Origin of the sequence: Gordonia crocea, assembly GCF_009932435.1 — a bacterium.
GTDB classification, from domain to species: Bacteria; Actinomycetota; Actinomycetes; order Mycobacteriales; family Mycobacteriaceae; genus Gordonia; species Gordonia crocea.
The window spans coordinates 2,114,356-2,126,718 of sequence record NZ_BJOU01000001.1 but is presented as its reverse complement, the minus strand read 5'-3'; the positions used below and the strand labels follow the sequence as shown (position 1 = coordinate 2,126,718).

The window sequence follows — 12,363 nt, the reverse complement described above, 5'->3', positions numbered from 1 at the left end:
CGCGGGACTATCCGCGGCGACGCTTCTTCAGCAGGTCGAGGCGCTCGTTGAGCAGCACCTCGAGCTCTTCCTCGCTGCGGCGCTCGAGCAGCATGTCCCAGTGGGTGCGCGGCGGCTTCGCCTTCTTCTCCTCGGGGACCTCGCCTTCGACGATGGTGCCCTCCATGCCGTTCTTGCACGGCCACTTCGCGGGGATCTCCGCGTCGTCGGCGAACGGGACGTCGAACACCTCGCCGTTGTCGGTCTTGTACTGGACGATTCGGCGGGGAGCCAGATCGTGATCGCGATCGGTTTCGTAGCTGACCGCGCCGAGTCGGCTTCCGCGAAGCACTCGATCTGCCATGGTGTGGTGTCCTCTCCAGTCTGGGCCGAACACGGCGCCCCGAATCCGAGCCGGGTGCCGCGCGACCTCCCATTCTACGCGAATGCGGCGTGTCGCTCCGCAGCGCCGCTGCGACGGCGATCGGGTAGCGTTTTCCTCCATGACCGCCGATACCCAGCGCCGCCGCGACCGTCAGGTCGCCTGCGCCTGGTGCGGGCGCGAAATCGAGGATTCAACGCTCGGCCGACGGCGGAAGTACTGCCGGCAATCGTGCCGACAGCGCGCCTATGAGCAACGAACGCTCACCGCGGGCACCAATATTCCCGACGACGCGGTGATCTTGCGGCCCGACGAGGTCCGCGACCTGGCCGACCGGCTCTTCGAGCTGCGGTGCGCGGCCGAGGATCTGCGCACCGCGGTGGCCGAGGACGCGGATTCGGCCACCCTGGCCGGTCTCGCCGACGTCGTCGTGGACCTCGCCGTTGCCGCGGAACGTGTCCGATGAGCCCGGCCGACTCGCCGAAGAAGGCGGCCAAACGTGCGGTGAGGAAGACCGACAAGGGTGACGCCTCGGTCGCGAAGCGGGCCGCCGAACTGCTGGCCCGCACCGACTCCAGCGACGGCGTCGTGTCGTTGGCCCGGGCCGCACGCAGTCTCATCCCGGAGTCGCCGGTGGTGGGTGAGGACCGGTCCAGCGATCGCCTGGCCAGGCTGATCGCGCAGGCCCGCGGCGAGCAGCCCTCGGCGGTGCGGGAGCTCGGACTCGCCGGCGTCGAGGTGTGGCAGACGCTGACCAGGCGCCGGGGCGGCAAGGGCGTGGCCCGCATCCCCGACGAGCCGGTCGCGACGACCATCATGTTCACCGATCTCGTCGCCTTCTCGACGTGGGCGCTGCGCGCCGGCGACGACCACGTCCTCGAGCTGATCCGGGCGGTCGACCAGGCGACCGCCACCGTCTTGCGACGACGCGGGGGACAGGTGGTGAAAACCCTCGGCGACGGCACGATGGCGGCCTTCACCGACGCGGGCCAGGCCATCCTCGCGGCTTTCGAGGCGGTCACCGCGGTTAACGCGATCGAGGTCGCCGGCTATCGCCCGCAACTGCGCGTCGGCCTGCACACGGGCATGCCCCGGGCCGTCGACGGAGACTTCTTGGGCATCGACGTGAACATCGCGGCCCGAGTCGGCGCCGCGGCCGGAGCGGGTGAGGTCTTCGTCAGCGATGCCGTCGTCGCCGAGGTCGATCCGACACAGTTCGTGTTGCGGCGCAAGCGTTTCCGCGCGAAGGGCGTGCCGAAGGAGACCGTGGTGTACTCGGTCGTCCCCAAGTTGTGAGTCGGGTGTGGTGACCACCGACGACGCAGCGGCGCGACCGCTGGACCGCCGGTTCTTCGGGCAGCCGTGGGGGCTGGCGACGCTGTTCAGCATCGAGACCTGGGAGCGGTTCTCGTTCTACGGGATGCAGGCGATCCTCGCCTACTACCTCTACTACACCGTGGCGCAGGGCGGTTTGGGTCTGGACCGCTCGTCGGCGACGAGCATCGTCGGGGCCTATGGCGGCCTGGTGTACCTGTCGACGATCGTCGGCGCCTGGCTCGCCGACCGGGTCCTGGGCGCCGATCGGACGTTGCTCACCGGCGCCGTCGTCATCATGGCCGGCCACATCAGCCTGGCGCTGCTGCCGGGGTTGTGGGGCGTCGGCATCGGTCTGGTCCTGGTCGCATTCGGCAGCGGGGCCCTGAAGACCAGTGCGACGACCATGGTCGGCGGGCTCTATGAGCCGGGGGACCGCCGTCGCGACGCCGGTTTCTCGCTGTACTACATGGGGGTGAACCTGGGCGGCTTCCTCGGTCCACTGGCGACCGGGGCCGCCCAGCGGGGAGCGGGATTCCACCTCGGCTTCGGCCTCGCGGCAATCGGCATGGGCGTCGGCCTCATCGGATACGTGGCGATGCGCGGGTCGCTGCGGGGGCTCGGCGACGGCGTTCCCGATCCGCTCCCGCGGTCGCAACGGCGCCGGTGGATCGTGACCGCCGTCGTCGCCGTGGTCGCCGTCGGGGCCGCCGCGGCAGGCGGGTGGTTGCGCGCCGACCGGCTGGCCACCGTCGTCGCGGTGGTGACCGCCCTCGCCGCGCTGGGATTGTTCGCGGTGATCCTGCGCAGCGCCCACGTCGACGCGACGGAACGCCGACGGGTGGTCGCGTTCATCCCGCTCTTCGGTGCGTCGGTGGTGTTCTGGTCGCTCTACCAGCAGCAGTTCACCACGGTCGCGGTGTATGCCGACGAGCGGCTGAACCGCAGCATCGGAGGCTGGGAGGTGCCGGCCTCCTGGGTGCAGTCGATCAACCCCGTCTTCATCATCGTGTTCGCCGGCGTGTTCGCCGCCCTGTGGACGGCCCTCGGGTCCGCGCAGCCCTCGGCGCCGGCGAAGTTCGCTCTGGGCACCGGCCTGATGGGCGTGGCATTCCTGTGTTTCCTACCGATGTCGGGCGGCGGCCCCGGCAGTGCCCCGCTACTCGGCCTCGTCGGGATCCTGCTGTTGTTCACCTTCGCCGAACTCCTGCTGTCGCCGGTGGGGTTGTCACTGGCCACCCGGTTGGCACCGCGGGCATTCACCTCGCAGATGGTGGCGCTGTTCTTCCTGTCCGTGGCATTGGGGACAGCGTTGTCGGGGGTGTTGGCACGGTGGTATTCGGCCGATTCGGAAGTGCCCTACTTCCTCACCCTCGGACTCGCCTCACTCGCCGTCGCCGGGCTCGTCGCCGCCGCGACACCGTGGATCCGCAGGGGGATGGGCGAGGCCTGAGGCCGGGCTACTCGGTCTCGACCGCGTGCTTCACGGCCTTGATCTTCTGGCCGCGCACCTTGTAGTTGACGATGAAGATCACGATCACCAGGGCGATCACGGCACCGATGATCGCCCCCACGAGCGTCCCGCCCTGGAATCCGGGCGCGTTCTGTTCCAGCAGGCGCCGCCCGATCTGCGCCGAGTTGTTGGTGCCCGAGTGGACCGCAAGCGTCAGCAGGTTGGGGATCGCGAACACGACGCCGACGATGAGGAAGAGGACGCCGATGACGTGCTTGAGGCGTCCCCAGGAGGCCACCGCCATGGCGAAACACACGATGGGGACCAGGGTGCACACCACGCCGAAGGTGATCCCCATGAAGGTGCCGCTGGTCAGGCTGCCGTCGACGAGGCGGCCGATCCGCTCACCCCACTGCCGCGGGACGAAGGCCGCCAGGATGAAGTAGGCGATGACCAGGATCGCGACGCCGATGAGGGCGAGTAGCAGGCGTTTGACCAGGTGACTGACCTTCTCCCCGAAGGACGGGCCCTTGGGGGCCGGCGCGGGAGGGGTGTCCTCGACCGGTGGGTGACCCTCGGCCGGTGCGGGAACGGCCGGGTCGGTGGGGACAACGTTCGGCGAGTCATCGTTGGTCATGCGGCTACTGTGGCACACCTTTGCCGGTTTGTGGTGGCAAAGACGCGGGCGTCGCGCGGCGGCCGACACCGCGGCCGTCGGGGGTGTTACAGGCGCCAGACCAGTGCCGCACCGAGGGCGCCGGTGGCGTTGATCGCCCAGTGCAGGGCGATCGGTGGCAGGAGGCTGTCGGTCTTGTAGCGCAGCCAGCCGAAGACGAAGCCCGCCGCGGTGGTCGCGACCACCGCCAGGACGACACCGGCGATCCGGCCGGCGCCGCCGCCGCCCACCGCGTCGCGCAGTCCTTGGTTGCTGCCCGACAGGTTCAACGACGAGGTGATGTGCCACAGGCCGAAGAGCACCGCGCCGACCGACAGGGCGACCGGGGCCGACCACGTCCGCATCAGGGCGCCTTGGAGGACGCCGCGGAACAGCAGTTCCTCGGGCAGCACTGTCTGCAGGGGGATGACCACGAATGCGGCCAACAGGGCGGTGCGGGCCGAGCGGTACCGCTCTTCGAGGAAGAACTCCCGCAGCGGCGGAATCGCCACCGCCACGCCGATGACGACGACCACGATCGCCACCACGGCCGCGGCCCAGGGGAGTCCGGCCCGGAGTTGGGGCAGGGTGGCGCCCAGATCGCGCCAGTGCAGCCCGCTGATGAGGGCTGCGGCCCCCAACAGCAACGCCGTCGTCGGGATGACCAGGATGATCAGGCGGCCGTGGGCGTAGTGGGCGATGAGGTTGGCGCTCGCGATCACGAAGATGATCGTCGCGATCAACGCGGGGTGCAGACGGTCGATCGCGGTCAGCTGGGCCATTGGCCGATGCTATCGGGTGGGGCCTCACGGTGGCACACTGTCAGGGTCATGGCACTCTTCGACGACGCCGAGCTCGAGCGCTATTACCGGCGCATCGAGGCGCGGACCGGCAGTGATCGCACCGAGCGCACCGAGCGTGCAGCGCTCACTGAGCGCACCGACCGCGCGGCGGTCGAGGATCCGCGCGTGGAACAAGCCGATGCCGTGTGTCCCACCCCGGACAAATCCGGACACGCCACTGCACGCGAGGCCTGGTTGGCGGTGTCGGTCCTGCGCGCGGGGCGGCTGCGGCGGCCCACCCTCGACGTCTACCGCTGCCGGTGCGGGCTGTGGCACATCACGAGCCGCGACACGAACTGACGTTGCCGCCAAGTGTGACGCCCGACAACACTAGGCTCGACTGTATGGAACACCTCAGCGGACTCGACGCCAGCTTCTTGTACCTGGAAACCCCCGAGCAGCTGATGCACGTGTGCGCCCTCTTCGTGCTCGATCCCGCCACGAGCCCCGGCGGCTACGAGTTCGGCAAGTTCCGCGACGCCCTCGACGTCGCCGTCGCCGGGATCCCGCAGTTCACCCGGAAGGTCCGCAAGGTTCCGTTCGAGATCGCCCACCCGGTGTGGGTGCACGACACCCATTTCGACATCAACCGGCACGTGCACCGCGTCGCACTCCCCGGTGACGGCGGATACGCCGAGCTCATCGAGCTGATCACCCACCTCGCGTCGCTGCCGCTCAGCCGCCACCATCCGCTGTGGGAGATGTGGGTGATCGAGGGCTACCACGACACGGGTCGCGGCTCGGCGGCGGAGAAGTCCGCCGATCTGGCTGGGGCGAGCGACAAGGTCGTCGTCTTCGCGAAGATGCACCATGCCGCGGTCGACGGTGCGTCGGGCGCCAGCATCGTGTCGCACCTGTGTGCGCTGGAACCCGACGCCGCGCCGGTGGCCGCGACGATGGGCGCCGACTACGACGACGCCGACCAGGGCGAGCCGGGGGCGTTGGAGATCTTCGGACGCGGCTTCGTGGCCAGCTTGGCGCGTCCCTTCAACCTGACCCGCATCATCCAACCATCGGTCGACGTGGTGGTCAAGACCGTCGAACGGATGCGTCGCGGGACCGCCATGGCCCCGCCGTTCAAGGCGCCGCGCACCCCGTTCAACAACAACATCACCGGCCAGCGCTCGATCGGCGTCACTGACATGCTGCTCGACGACTTCAAGGAGATCCGGCGCCTCAGTGGGGCGACGGTCAACGACGTGGTGCTGACCATCGCCGGCGGGGCGCTGCGGCGCTATCTGGCCGACCACAACGACCTGCCGGACGCACCGCTGTTGGCGACGGTTCCGGTTTCGGTGCGGGAAGAATCCCAGCGGTCCGAGGGGATGAACAAGGTTTCGGCGCTGTTCGCCCGGCTCGGCACCGACATCGACGACCCGTGGGAGCGACTCATCGCGATGGGGGAGGCGAACCGCAACGCCAAAGAGCATCAGAAGGCGATTCCTGCTGACGCACTGCAGGATTGGGCCGAGTTCGCCCCGCCGCGCACCTTCGGTCTCGCCATGCGCACCTATGCCGCGCTGCGGATCTCCGAGCGCGGCCCGGTGGTGCACAACCTCGTCATCTCCAACGTGCCGGGTCCGCAGATGCCGCTCTACTTCATGGGGGCCAAGATCGACGCCCTGTACCCGTTGGGGCCGATCTTCCACGGCGCCGGGCTCAACGTGACAGTGCTGTCGAACAACGGCATCGTGCACGTCGGGATCATCGCGTGCCCGGCGGCCGTGCCCGATCCAGAACTACTCGTCGACTATTTCCCGCTGGAGTTGACCAAGCTGCGGGAACAGGCCGAACAACTCGCCTAGGCGGTCCCGACGACCGAGGCCAGGTCGTTGATCTGCTTCTCGTCGCGGGCGGTGACCAGCATCGTGGTCACGCCGGCGGCTTCCCACTCGCGGACCTTGGCCCGCACATAGTCGACGTCACCGACGATCGCCGCGTCGTCGACGACCGCATCGGGGATGATCGCCGCGGCCTCGTCCTTGCGGTTGCTGCGGAACAGCGCAGTCACCTCGTCGACGACGTCGGCGTACCCCATCCGGCGGTAGACGTCGGCGTGGAAGTTGGTGTCCTCGCTGCCCATCCCGCCCATGTACAGCGCGACAAACGGTTTGATCGCGGTCATCGCGGCCGCACGGTCGTCGGTGACGACGATCTGCGCGGTGGCACAGATCTCGAAGTCTTCGCGGCTGCGCCGGGCACCGGCACGCGCGAATCCCTCGTCGAGCCACTCGTTGTACTGGTCGGCGAGGCGGGGCGTGTAGAAGATCGGCAACCAGCCGTCGGCGATCTCGGCGGCCAGGGCGATGTTCTTGGGGCCTTCGGCACCGAGGAAGATCGGGATGTCCGAGCGCAACGGATGGGTGATCGACTTGAGCGGCTTACCCAGACCGGTCGTGCCCTCGCCGGTCAGTGGCAGCGGGTAGTGCGGGCCGTCGCTGGTGACAGGTGCTTCGCGGGCCCAGACCTGGCGCATGATGTCGATGTACTCACGGGTCCGGGCGAGGGGCTTGGGGAACTTCTGTCCGTACCAACCCTCGACGACCTGGGGGCCGGAGACGCCGAGGCCGACGATGTGGCGGCCGCCGGACAGGTGGTCGAGCGTCAGCGCAGCCATCGCGCAGGCGGTGGGTGTGCGGGCCGACAACTGCAGGACGGAGGTGCCCAGGCGGACCTTCTCGGTCTGTGAACCCCACCAGGCCAGCGGCGTGTAGGCATCTGATCCCCACGCCTCGGCGGTGAAGACGGCGTCAAAGCCGGCGGCTTCGGCGGCCCGGGCCAATTCGCCGTGATTCGGAACGGGGTCGGCGCCCCAGTACCCCAACTGCAGACCAAGTTTCATAAGGGCAACCTACCCGCTGTGTCCGATCACGCAATGGGGTCGGGGTGCTTCGGCGGCTTTTCGGCACCGAGGCTCAAGAGGGCGGCGATGGCGTCGATCAGGCCGGTGCGGGCCTCGTCGAGGTCACCATAGGTACCCAACATCCGCTCTGAGGTGAGGCCGCGCATGGCTGCGGGGATCAGTGCGGCCATCTGCCGGACGCGGACCGGGTCGACGTCGAGATCGGCGAAGGCCCGCTCGCATGCCTCGTCCCATCCGGGTTTCCACGAGGCGAACTCCGCGGCGGTAAGTGGGAAGTCGCGTTCGAGTTCGTCGACGTCGCGGGGCAGCGCGGCGCGCAGTGTCTCGATCGCCAGTGATTCGGGCGTGCGCAGCCCGACGAGCATCACGTCGACGAGCGCGGTCACCCGCTGCGTCAGCGTGCCGCCCGGGTGGGCGCTGGCGGGGAGGTCCCCGCGCAGGTCGGCGGTGTGGCGGAGGACGGCGGCCCACAGTCCGTCGATGTCGCCGAACTGGTATTTGACCGCCCCCCAGGTGACGCCGATGTCGCGGGCGATCCGGTTGCCCGACACCGCCGCAGGGTCGCCGGTGGCCAGCGAGGCGATCGCCGCGGCGATCATGTTCTCGCGCGTGGCCGTCCCGCGGCGATTGGCCCGCCGGCCGGGTGCCGTCTCGGTGGTCATGACCATGATCCTAGGCGAAACGACCCATTTTCATAGAGGGTTCTATGTAGTGTTTCTCGCATGGCCCGCACCCCACTTTCCATGGAGCCCACCGGCTGGTTCCAGGTCGCCTGGTCGTCGGAGATCGCCATCGGCGACGTCCACACGATGACGTACTTCGGCCGCGACCTGGTCGCGTGGCGGTCGGCGTCGGGACGGCTGTCGATCTTCGACGCCTACTGCGAACACCTGGGCGCCCACCTCGGTCACGGCGGTCACGTCGACGGGGAGAACCTCGTCTGCCCGTTCCACGGCTGGGAGTGGAACCAAGACGGCCGCAACGTGTGCATCCCGTACGAAAAGCGTCCCAATCGGGGCAGGCGCATCCGCAGCTACCCGGCGTGCGAGCGCAACGAGGCCGTCTGGATGTGGTTCGACGCCGACGACAAGAAGCCCTACTTCGACGTCCCCGACATGTTCGCCGACTTTGACGACGACCAGACCGCCGCCGACTACTACCCGCCGGTGCCGGCGGCGACCCTGTTCCGCTCGCGGCTGGAGATGCATCCCCAGTACGTGCTGGAGAACGGGGTGGACTTCGCGCACTTCAAGTTCGTGCACAAGACTCCGTTCATGCCGGAGTTCACCCGGCATGACTTCTCCGGGCCGATCTCCTTCGTCGACTTCACCATCGCCTTCGACGAGGGTGCGACGCTGGAGTCCACCAGCAGTCGCGTCGAATCGATCAACGCCGGTCTGGGCTGCTCGCTGACAAAGAGCTTCGGCATGCTCGACAACCGGACCATGCCGGCCATCACCCCCGTCGACGACCACACCTGCGACGTCCGCTTCACCGTGTGGATCGGGCGCAAGCCGGGGGAGGAGACCGGCCCGATCACCGACTACGGAACGGCGATGGCCGGGCTCATCATCGAGCAGTTCGAAGCCGATATCGAGATCTGGTCGCACCAGCGGTATTCCGATCCGCCGGCGCTGTCGCCGAAGGAGTTCGCCGGGTTCACCGCCTTGCGCCACTGGGCCCAACAGTTCTACCCCGAGGGCGAGGTCCTCGCCGTCGACCCCAATCGCCCGTACAGCGGCGCCATCGTGAGAGGACACGCATGACCACCACCGACAAGATCCGCGTCTTCCAGGTCGCGACTGGAAACCTGGGCACCGAGATGATCGGGCGAATCCAGGCACATCCGGATCTCGAACTCGTCGGACTGCACTGCTACACCGCGGACAAGATCGGCCGGGACGCCGGCGAGATCGTCGGGATCGGCCCGATCGGGGTGGTGGCCACCGGGACGGTGGCCGAGATCATCGCCGCGCGCCCCGACGTGGTGACCTTTCACGGCGTCTTCCCCGACGAGGATCTCTACGTCGAGGTACTCGAAGCGGGGATCAACGTGGTGACCACGGCGGACTGGATCACCGGATTCCACCGCGACACCAACCACCCCCATCCGTCGGGCCGCAAGGTCAGCGACGTGATTGCCGCCGCGTGTCAGGTGGGGCAGGCCACGTTCTACGGAACCGGGATGAATCCGGGTTTGAACCAAATCCTCGCGATCGCCAACTCGGCGGATGTCGCCGACATCGAGAACGTCACCGTCACCGAGTCGGTCGACGTGTCCTGCCACCACTCCGTCGACACGTGGAAGGCGGTCGGGTACGGGCGGCCGATCGACGACCCGACGATCCCGGACTCGTTGTACAAGTACACCGCGGTCTTCGCCGACTCGGTTTATCTGATGGCCCAAGCCTTCGACCTGACGCTCGACGAGGTGACGTTCAGTTACGAGCTCGGCGCGTGCACCAAGGACGTCGACCTGGGGTGGTACTTCCTGCCGGAGGGATCGCTGGGCGCCAACTACATCAAGTACCAGGGCATGGTCGACGGGGTGCCCCGCGTTGAGTCCCACCTCGAATGGCAGATGACGCCCCACACCGACCCGGCTTGGAACATCCGTGGCTGCTACATCACCCAGATCACCGGTGATCCGATGATCTACAACAAGCACATGGTGTTCCCGGCCAAGGGCGTCGACCTGTCGAACCCGGAGAACTTCGCCTCGATCGGCATGACGGTCACCGGCCTTCCGGCTCTGAACTCACTGAGGTCGGTCGTCGCGGCGGCACCCGGGATTGTCACCAGCAACGACCTTCCGCTGCGCGCCTTTGCCGGGAGGTTCAAGCTCTAGTGCGCGTGTGGCTGCAACTCGACGGGTCGCTGCCGCGGGCCGGGGAGAACGCGCGCGCACTCGCCGGGCGGGGCGCCGATGGGGCATTCACCTTCGAAGGACCCCACGACGTGTTCCTTCCCCTGGTGCCCGCCGCGCAGACGTCACTAGACCTGATGACCAACGTCGCCATCGTCGGACCCCGCAGCCCGGTTCATCTGGCGCATGCGGCCTACGACCTACAAGCGTTGTCGAAGGGCCGATTCCGGTTGGGGCTGGGTTCGCAGATCAAGGTTCACGTCGAGAAGCGCTATGGCGCCACGTGGCATCCGCCGGCGCGCTTCGTCGGCGAAACAGTTCGGGCGGTCAAGGCGGTCTTCGCGGCGTGGGAGGGCGAGCGGCCGTTGGACTTCCGCGGCGAATTCCACACGCACACCCTGATGCCGCCGAACTTCAACCCCGGACCCAATCGATACGGTCGGCCGCCCGTCCTCATGGGCGCGCTCGGGCCGATCATGACGCGCACGGCCGCCGAGGTTGCCGACGGTCTGCTCGTCATGCCGTTCAACACGATTCGCCATTTCGCCGACCGGACCATGCCCGCCGTCGAGGAGGGGCTGCGGCGGTCGGGGCGCTCGATCGGCGAGTTCCCCATCATCCCGCAGGTCATGGTCGCCGTCGGGAACGACGACGCCCAGTTACGCGCGGCAGTCGACGGGGTGGCCTTCCTCATCGCGTTCTACGGCTCGACGCCCGCCTACCGCCCCGTCCTCGATGCGGAGGGGTGGGGCGAGATCCATCCCGAGCTGAACCGGCTGTCGAAACAGGGCGACTATCCGGCGATGCGATCGCTGATCACCGACGAGATGGTGGCGCGGATCGGCATAGTCGGAAACCCGGCCGACTGTGCGGCCGAAATCCGCCGCCGCTTCGGTGACGTTGCCGACGAGGTCTGCTGCTACTTCCCGGCATACGAGCCCGACGGTGCCGCAGTCTCCGACCTGGTGGCCGAACTGCATGCCGCGGGAGTGGCCGGGGTCGTTCATGCGCCGTAGGGCGTAGTGGACCGGCCCCGACCGGGCCGCTTTCGCTATGGAGTTCTCAAGGTACGTGTGTGGCCCCATGGTTGTTCGGGACCGAAGGTGCTGCGCTGGGTCGAAATCGCTGGGTGGAAGGCTGAGGCGAATGTGGCCGGGTTTAGGCGGCGGCGTGGTCAGCGAGGGTGAGGGTGCGTCGGTGGTGGCAGCGGATCCAGTCACCTCTTTCAGGCGTTGGGCCCGGCAAATCATCCGCAGCCGACACCAAATCATCGGCCAGGTCGGTGACGAATGCGGCGAGTTCGTCGTGGTTCATGTGCCCCCCCAGATCCGAGTTCGCATCACATTGTGCGAACCCGCGTTAGAAACTTCGTGCTGCTGGTCTTCTATCTACAAAGAACACTAGATCAGAGGTCTGACACAGCCCGAAAATATCGCTGGAACTGCGGTGATGGCGATCGGGAAGACGGCGGAATGCTCCCACTCCAGGGCAGCCCAGGGGGAGAGGAATCAGAGCGCGCACTCGTTACGGAGTGGCCCAACGGTTGGCGATGAGCTGCATACCGCTGCTGCCCATCGGGGCCACGGCCTCGTAGAGGCGGTAGTACTCGGTATGGCTGATGTACCAGCGCCCGTCGATGCGTCGGTAGCGGTCGGAGTAGTAGGAAGTACCGGTGATGACCGTGTCGAAGTCCGGGGCGATGACGACGTCGGACATCGACCAACTGCCCGTCGCCGAATCACCGTCGACGACGATCTCCGGATTGCCGAAGGTGTGGGTGGACACGATGCTGCCGGTCAGCGACGTGCGCATGTAGTCGACGATGGCGGCACGTCCGTCGAAGTGCAGCGGCTCGCCCTGGGTGACCGTGCCGTACCGGGCCGTCGCGTCCTCGCTCAGCGTCTCGCCGAACTCGTCCCACAGTCGGTTGTCGAGACAACGCCCGTAGCGGTACTTGAGAGTGATGATGTCGTGGATGTCGGCCAACGCGGCGGCATCGAGGCTCATGG

At 67.8% G+C, this 12,363-nt stretch carries 15 protein-coding genes; 8 read left to right on the top strand and 7 right to left on the bottom strand.

Going from position 1 to position 12,363, the window contains the following annotated elements; translation table 11 throughout:
* Positions 1-7: 7 nt before the first annotated feature.
* On the bottom strand, positions 8-343 hold the full coding sequence (locus nbrcactino_RS10095) for an RNA polymerase-binding protein RbpA (RefSeq protein ID WP_161927227.1): 336 nt from the start codon (positions 341-343) through the stop codon (positions 8-10).
* 139 nt (positions 344-482) lie between these two features.
* Here nbrcactino_RS10095 and nbrcactino_RS10090 point away from each other — a divergent pair, with 139 nt between their 5' ends.
* The 3 genes from nbrcactino_RS10090 to nbrcactino_RS10080 are packed head-to-tail and all read left to right on the top strand — an operon-like array spanning position 483 to position 3,128.
* Positions 483-827, top strand: coding sequence for a hypothetical protein (locus nbrcactino_RS10090; protein ID WP_161927226.1), 345 nt, complete (start codon positions 483-485; stop codon positions 825-827).
* Positions 824-1,657, top strand: coding sequence for an adenylate/guanylate cyclase domain-containing protein (locus nbrcactino_RS10085; RefSeq protein ID WP_161927225.1), 834 nt, complete (start codon positions 824-826; stop codon positions 1,655-1,657). Before nbrcactino_RS10090 ends, nbrcactino_RS10085 begins: the two co-directional genes overlap by 4 nt.
* A 7-nt stretch (positions 1,658-1,664) precedes the next feature.
* Positions 1,665-3,128, top strand: a complete 1,464-nt coding sequence (locus nbrcactino_RS10080) for a peptide MFS transporter (RefSeq protein ID WP_371864523.1) — start codon at positions 1,665-1,667, stop codon at positions 3,126-3,128.
* A 7-nt stretch (positions 3,129-3,135) separates the two neighbouring features.
* Here nbrcactino_RS10080 and nbrcactino_RS10075 read toward each other — a convergent pair whose 3' ends face one another.
* Positions 3,136-3,765 carry a hypothetical protein gene (locus nbrcactino_RS10075; RefSeq protein WP_161927224.1) on the bottom strand — a complete coding sequence of 210 codons (630 nt, stop codon included), beginning with the start codon at positions 3,763-3,765 and terminating at the stop codon, positions 3,136-3,138.
* Between the two features lie 86 nt (positions 3,766-3,851).
* On the bottom strand, positions 3,852-4,565 hold the full coding sequence (locus tag nbrcactino_RS10070) for a CPBP family intramembrane glutamic endopeptidase (RefSeq protein WP_161927223.1): 714 nt from the start codon (positions 4,563-4,565) through the stop codon (positions 3,852-3,854).
* Between the two features lie 48 nt (positions 4,566-4,613).
* Here nbrcactino_RS10070 and nbrcactino_RS10065 point away from each other — a divergent pair, with 48 nt between their 5' ends.
* Both nbrcactino_RS10065 and nbrcactino_RS10060 read left to right on the top strand, forming a co-directional pair.
* A complete protein-coding gene (locus tag nbrcactino_RS10065) occupies positions 4,614-4,925 on the top strand; it encodes a hypothetical protein (protein ID WP_228460767.1) in 312 nt (103 codons plus the stop codon).
* A 44-nt stretch (positions 4,926-4,969) separates the two neighbouring features.
* Positions 4,970-6,430, top strand: coding sequence for a WS/DGAT/MGAT family O-acyltransferase (locus nbrcactino_RS10060; RefSeq protein ID WP_161927221.1), 1,461 nt, complete (start codon positions 4,970-4,972; stop codon positions 6,428-6,430).
* Here nbrcactino_RS10060 and nbrcactino_RS10055 read toward each other — a convergent pair.
* Both nbrcactino_RS10055 and nbrcactino_RS10050 read right to left on the bottom strand, forming a co-directional pair.
* Positions 6,427-7,467, bottom strand: a complete 1,041-nt coding sequence (locus nbrcactino_RS10055) for an LLM class F420-dependent oxidoreductase (RefSeq protein WP_161927220.1) — start codon at positions 7,465-7,467, stop codon at positions 6,427-6,429. The genes nbrcactino_RS10060 and nbrcactino_RS10055 overlap by 4 nt on opposite strands.
* 26 nt (positions 7,468-7,493) lie before the next feature.
* The gene (locus nbrcactino_RS10050; RefSeq protein WP_161927219.1) at positions 7,494-8,150 is read right to left on the bottom strand and encodes a TetR/AcrR family transcriptional regulator; all 657 of its coding nucleotides are present in this window, start codon (positions 8,148-8,150) and stop codon (positions 7,494-7,496) included.
* A gap of 60 nt (positions 8,151-8,210) precedes the next feature.
* On the opposite strand from nbrcactino_RS10050, the gene nbrcactino_RS10045 reads away from it, so the two are divergent.
* From nbrcactino_RS10045 to nbrcactino_RS10035, 3 genes are read left to right on the top strand one after another with little or no spacing between them, the layout of a single operon-like run.
* The gene (locus nbrcactino_RS10045; protein WP_161927218.1) at positions 8,211-9,254 is read left to right on the top strand and encodes a Rieske 2Fe-2S domain-containing protein; all 1,044 of its coding nucleotides are present in this window, start codon (positions 8,211-8,213) and stop codon (positions 9,252-9,254) included.
* On the top strand, positions 9,251-10,336 hold the full coding sequence (locus nbrcactino_RS10040) for an NAD(P)H-dependent amine dehydrogenase family protein (RefSeq protein ID WP_161927217.1): 1,086 nt from the start codon (positions 9,251-9,253) through the stop codon (positions 10,334-10,336). The genes nbrcactino_RS10045 and nbrcactino_RS10040 overlap by 4 nt, the downstream gene beginning before the upstream one ends.
* Positions 10,336-11,370: a TIGR03617 family F420-dependent LLM class oxidoreductase gene (locus nbrcactino_RS10035; RefSeq protein ID WP_161927216.1), complete on the top strand. Its 1,035-nt coding sequence runs from the start codon at positions 10,336-10,338 to the stop codon at positions 11,368-11,370. The genes nbrcactino_RS10040 and nbrcactino_RS10035 overlap by 1 nt, the downstream gene beginning before the upstream one ends.
* Positions 11,371-11,512: 142 nt before the next feature.
* Here nbrcactino_RS10035 and nbrcactino_RS10030 read toward each other — a convergent pair whose 3' ends face one another.
* A complete protein-coding gene (locus nbrcactino_RS10030; protein ID WP_161927215.1) occupies positions 11,513-11,668 on the bottom strand; it encodes a hypothetical protein in 156 nt (51 codons plus the stop codon).
* Between the two features lie 210 nt (positions 11,669-11,878).
* Positions 11,879-12,361: a nuclear transport factor 2 family protein gene (locus nbrcactino_RS10025; RefSeq protein WP_161927214.1), complete on the bottom strand. Its 483-nt coding sequence runs from the start codon at positions 12,359-12,361 to the stop codon at positions 11,879-11,881.
* Positions 12,362-12,363: the final 2 nt, after the last annotated feature.

What these genes read in the sequence shown, in the direction of transcription:
- nbrcactino_RS10095 (WP_161927227.1), bottom strand. Translation starts at nt 343, where the DNA reads ATGGCAGATCGAGTGCTTCGCGGAAGCCGACTCGGCGCGGTCAGCTAC.
- nbrcactino_RS10090 (WP_161927226.1), top strand. Translation starts at nt 483, where the DNA reads ATGACCGCCGATACCCAGCGCCGCCGCGACCGTCAGGTCGCCTGCGCC.
- nbrcactino_RS10085 (WP_161927225.1), top strand. Translation starts at nt 824, where the DNA reads ATGAGCCCGGCCGACTCGCCGAAGAAGGCGGCCAAACGTGCGGTGAGG.
- nbrcactino_RS10075 (WP_161927224.1), bottom strand. Translation starts at nt 3,765, where the DNA reads ATGACCAACGATGACTCGCCGAACGTTGTCCCCACCGACCCGGCCGTT.
- nbrcactino_RS10070 (WP_161927223.1), bottom strand. Translation starts at nt 4,565, where the DNA reads ATGGCCCAGCTGACCGCGATCGACCGTCTGCACCCCGCGTTGATCGCG.
- nbrcactino_RS10065 (WP_228460767.1), top strand. Translation starts at nt 4,614, where the DNA reads ATGGCACTCTTCGACGACGCCGAGCTCGAGCGCTATTACCGGCGCATC.
- nbrcactino_RS10060 (WP_161927221.1), top strand. Translation starts at nt 4,970, where the DNA reads ATGGAACACCTCAGCGGACTCGACGCCAGCTTCTTGTACCTGGAAACC.
- nbrcactino_RS10055 (WP_161927220.1), bottom strand. Translation starts at nt 7,467, where the DNA reads ATGAAACTTGGTCTGCAGTTGGGGTACTGGGGCGCCGACCCCGTTCCG.
- nbrcactino_RS10050 (WP_161927219.1), bottom strand. Translation starts at nt 8,150, where the DNA reads ATGACCACCGAGACGGCACCCGGCCGGCGGGCCAATCGCCGCGGGACG.
- nbrcactino_RS10045 (WP_161927218.1), top strand. Translation starts at nt 8,211, where the DNA reads ATGGCCCGCACCCCACTTTCCATGGAGCCCACCGGCTGGTTCCAGGTC.
- nbrcactino_RS10040 (WP_161927217.1), top strand. Translation starts at nt 9,251, where the DNA reads ATGACCACCACCGACAAGATCCGCGTCTTCCAGGTCGCGACTGGAAAC.
- nbrcactino_RS10030 (WP_161927215.1), bottom strand. Translation starts at nt 11,668, where the DNA reads ATGAACCACGACGAACTCGCCGCATTCGTCACCGACCTGGCCGATGAT.
- nbrcactino_RS10025 (WP_161927214.1), bottom strand. Translation starts at nt 12,361, where the DNA reads ATGAGCCTCGATGCCGCCGCGTTGGCCGACATCCACGACATCATCACT.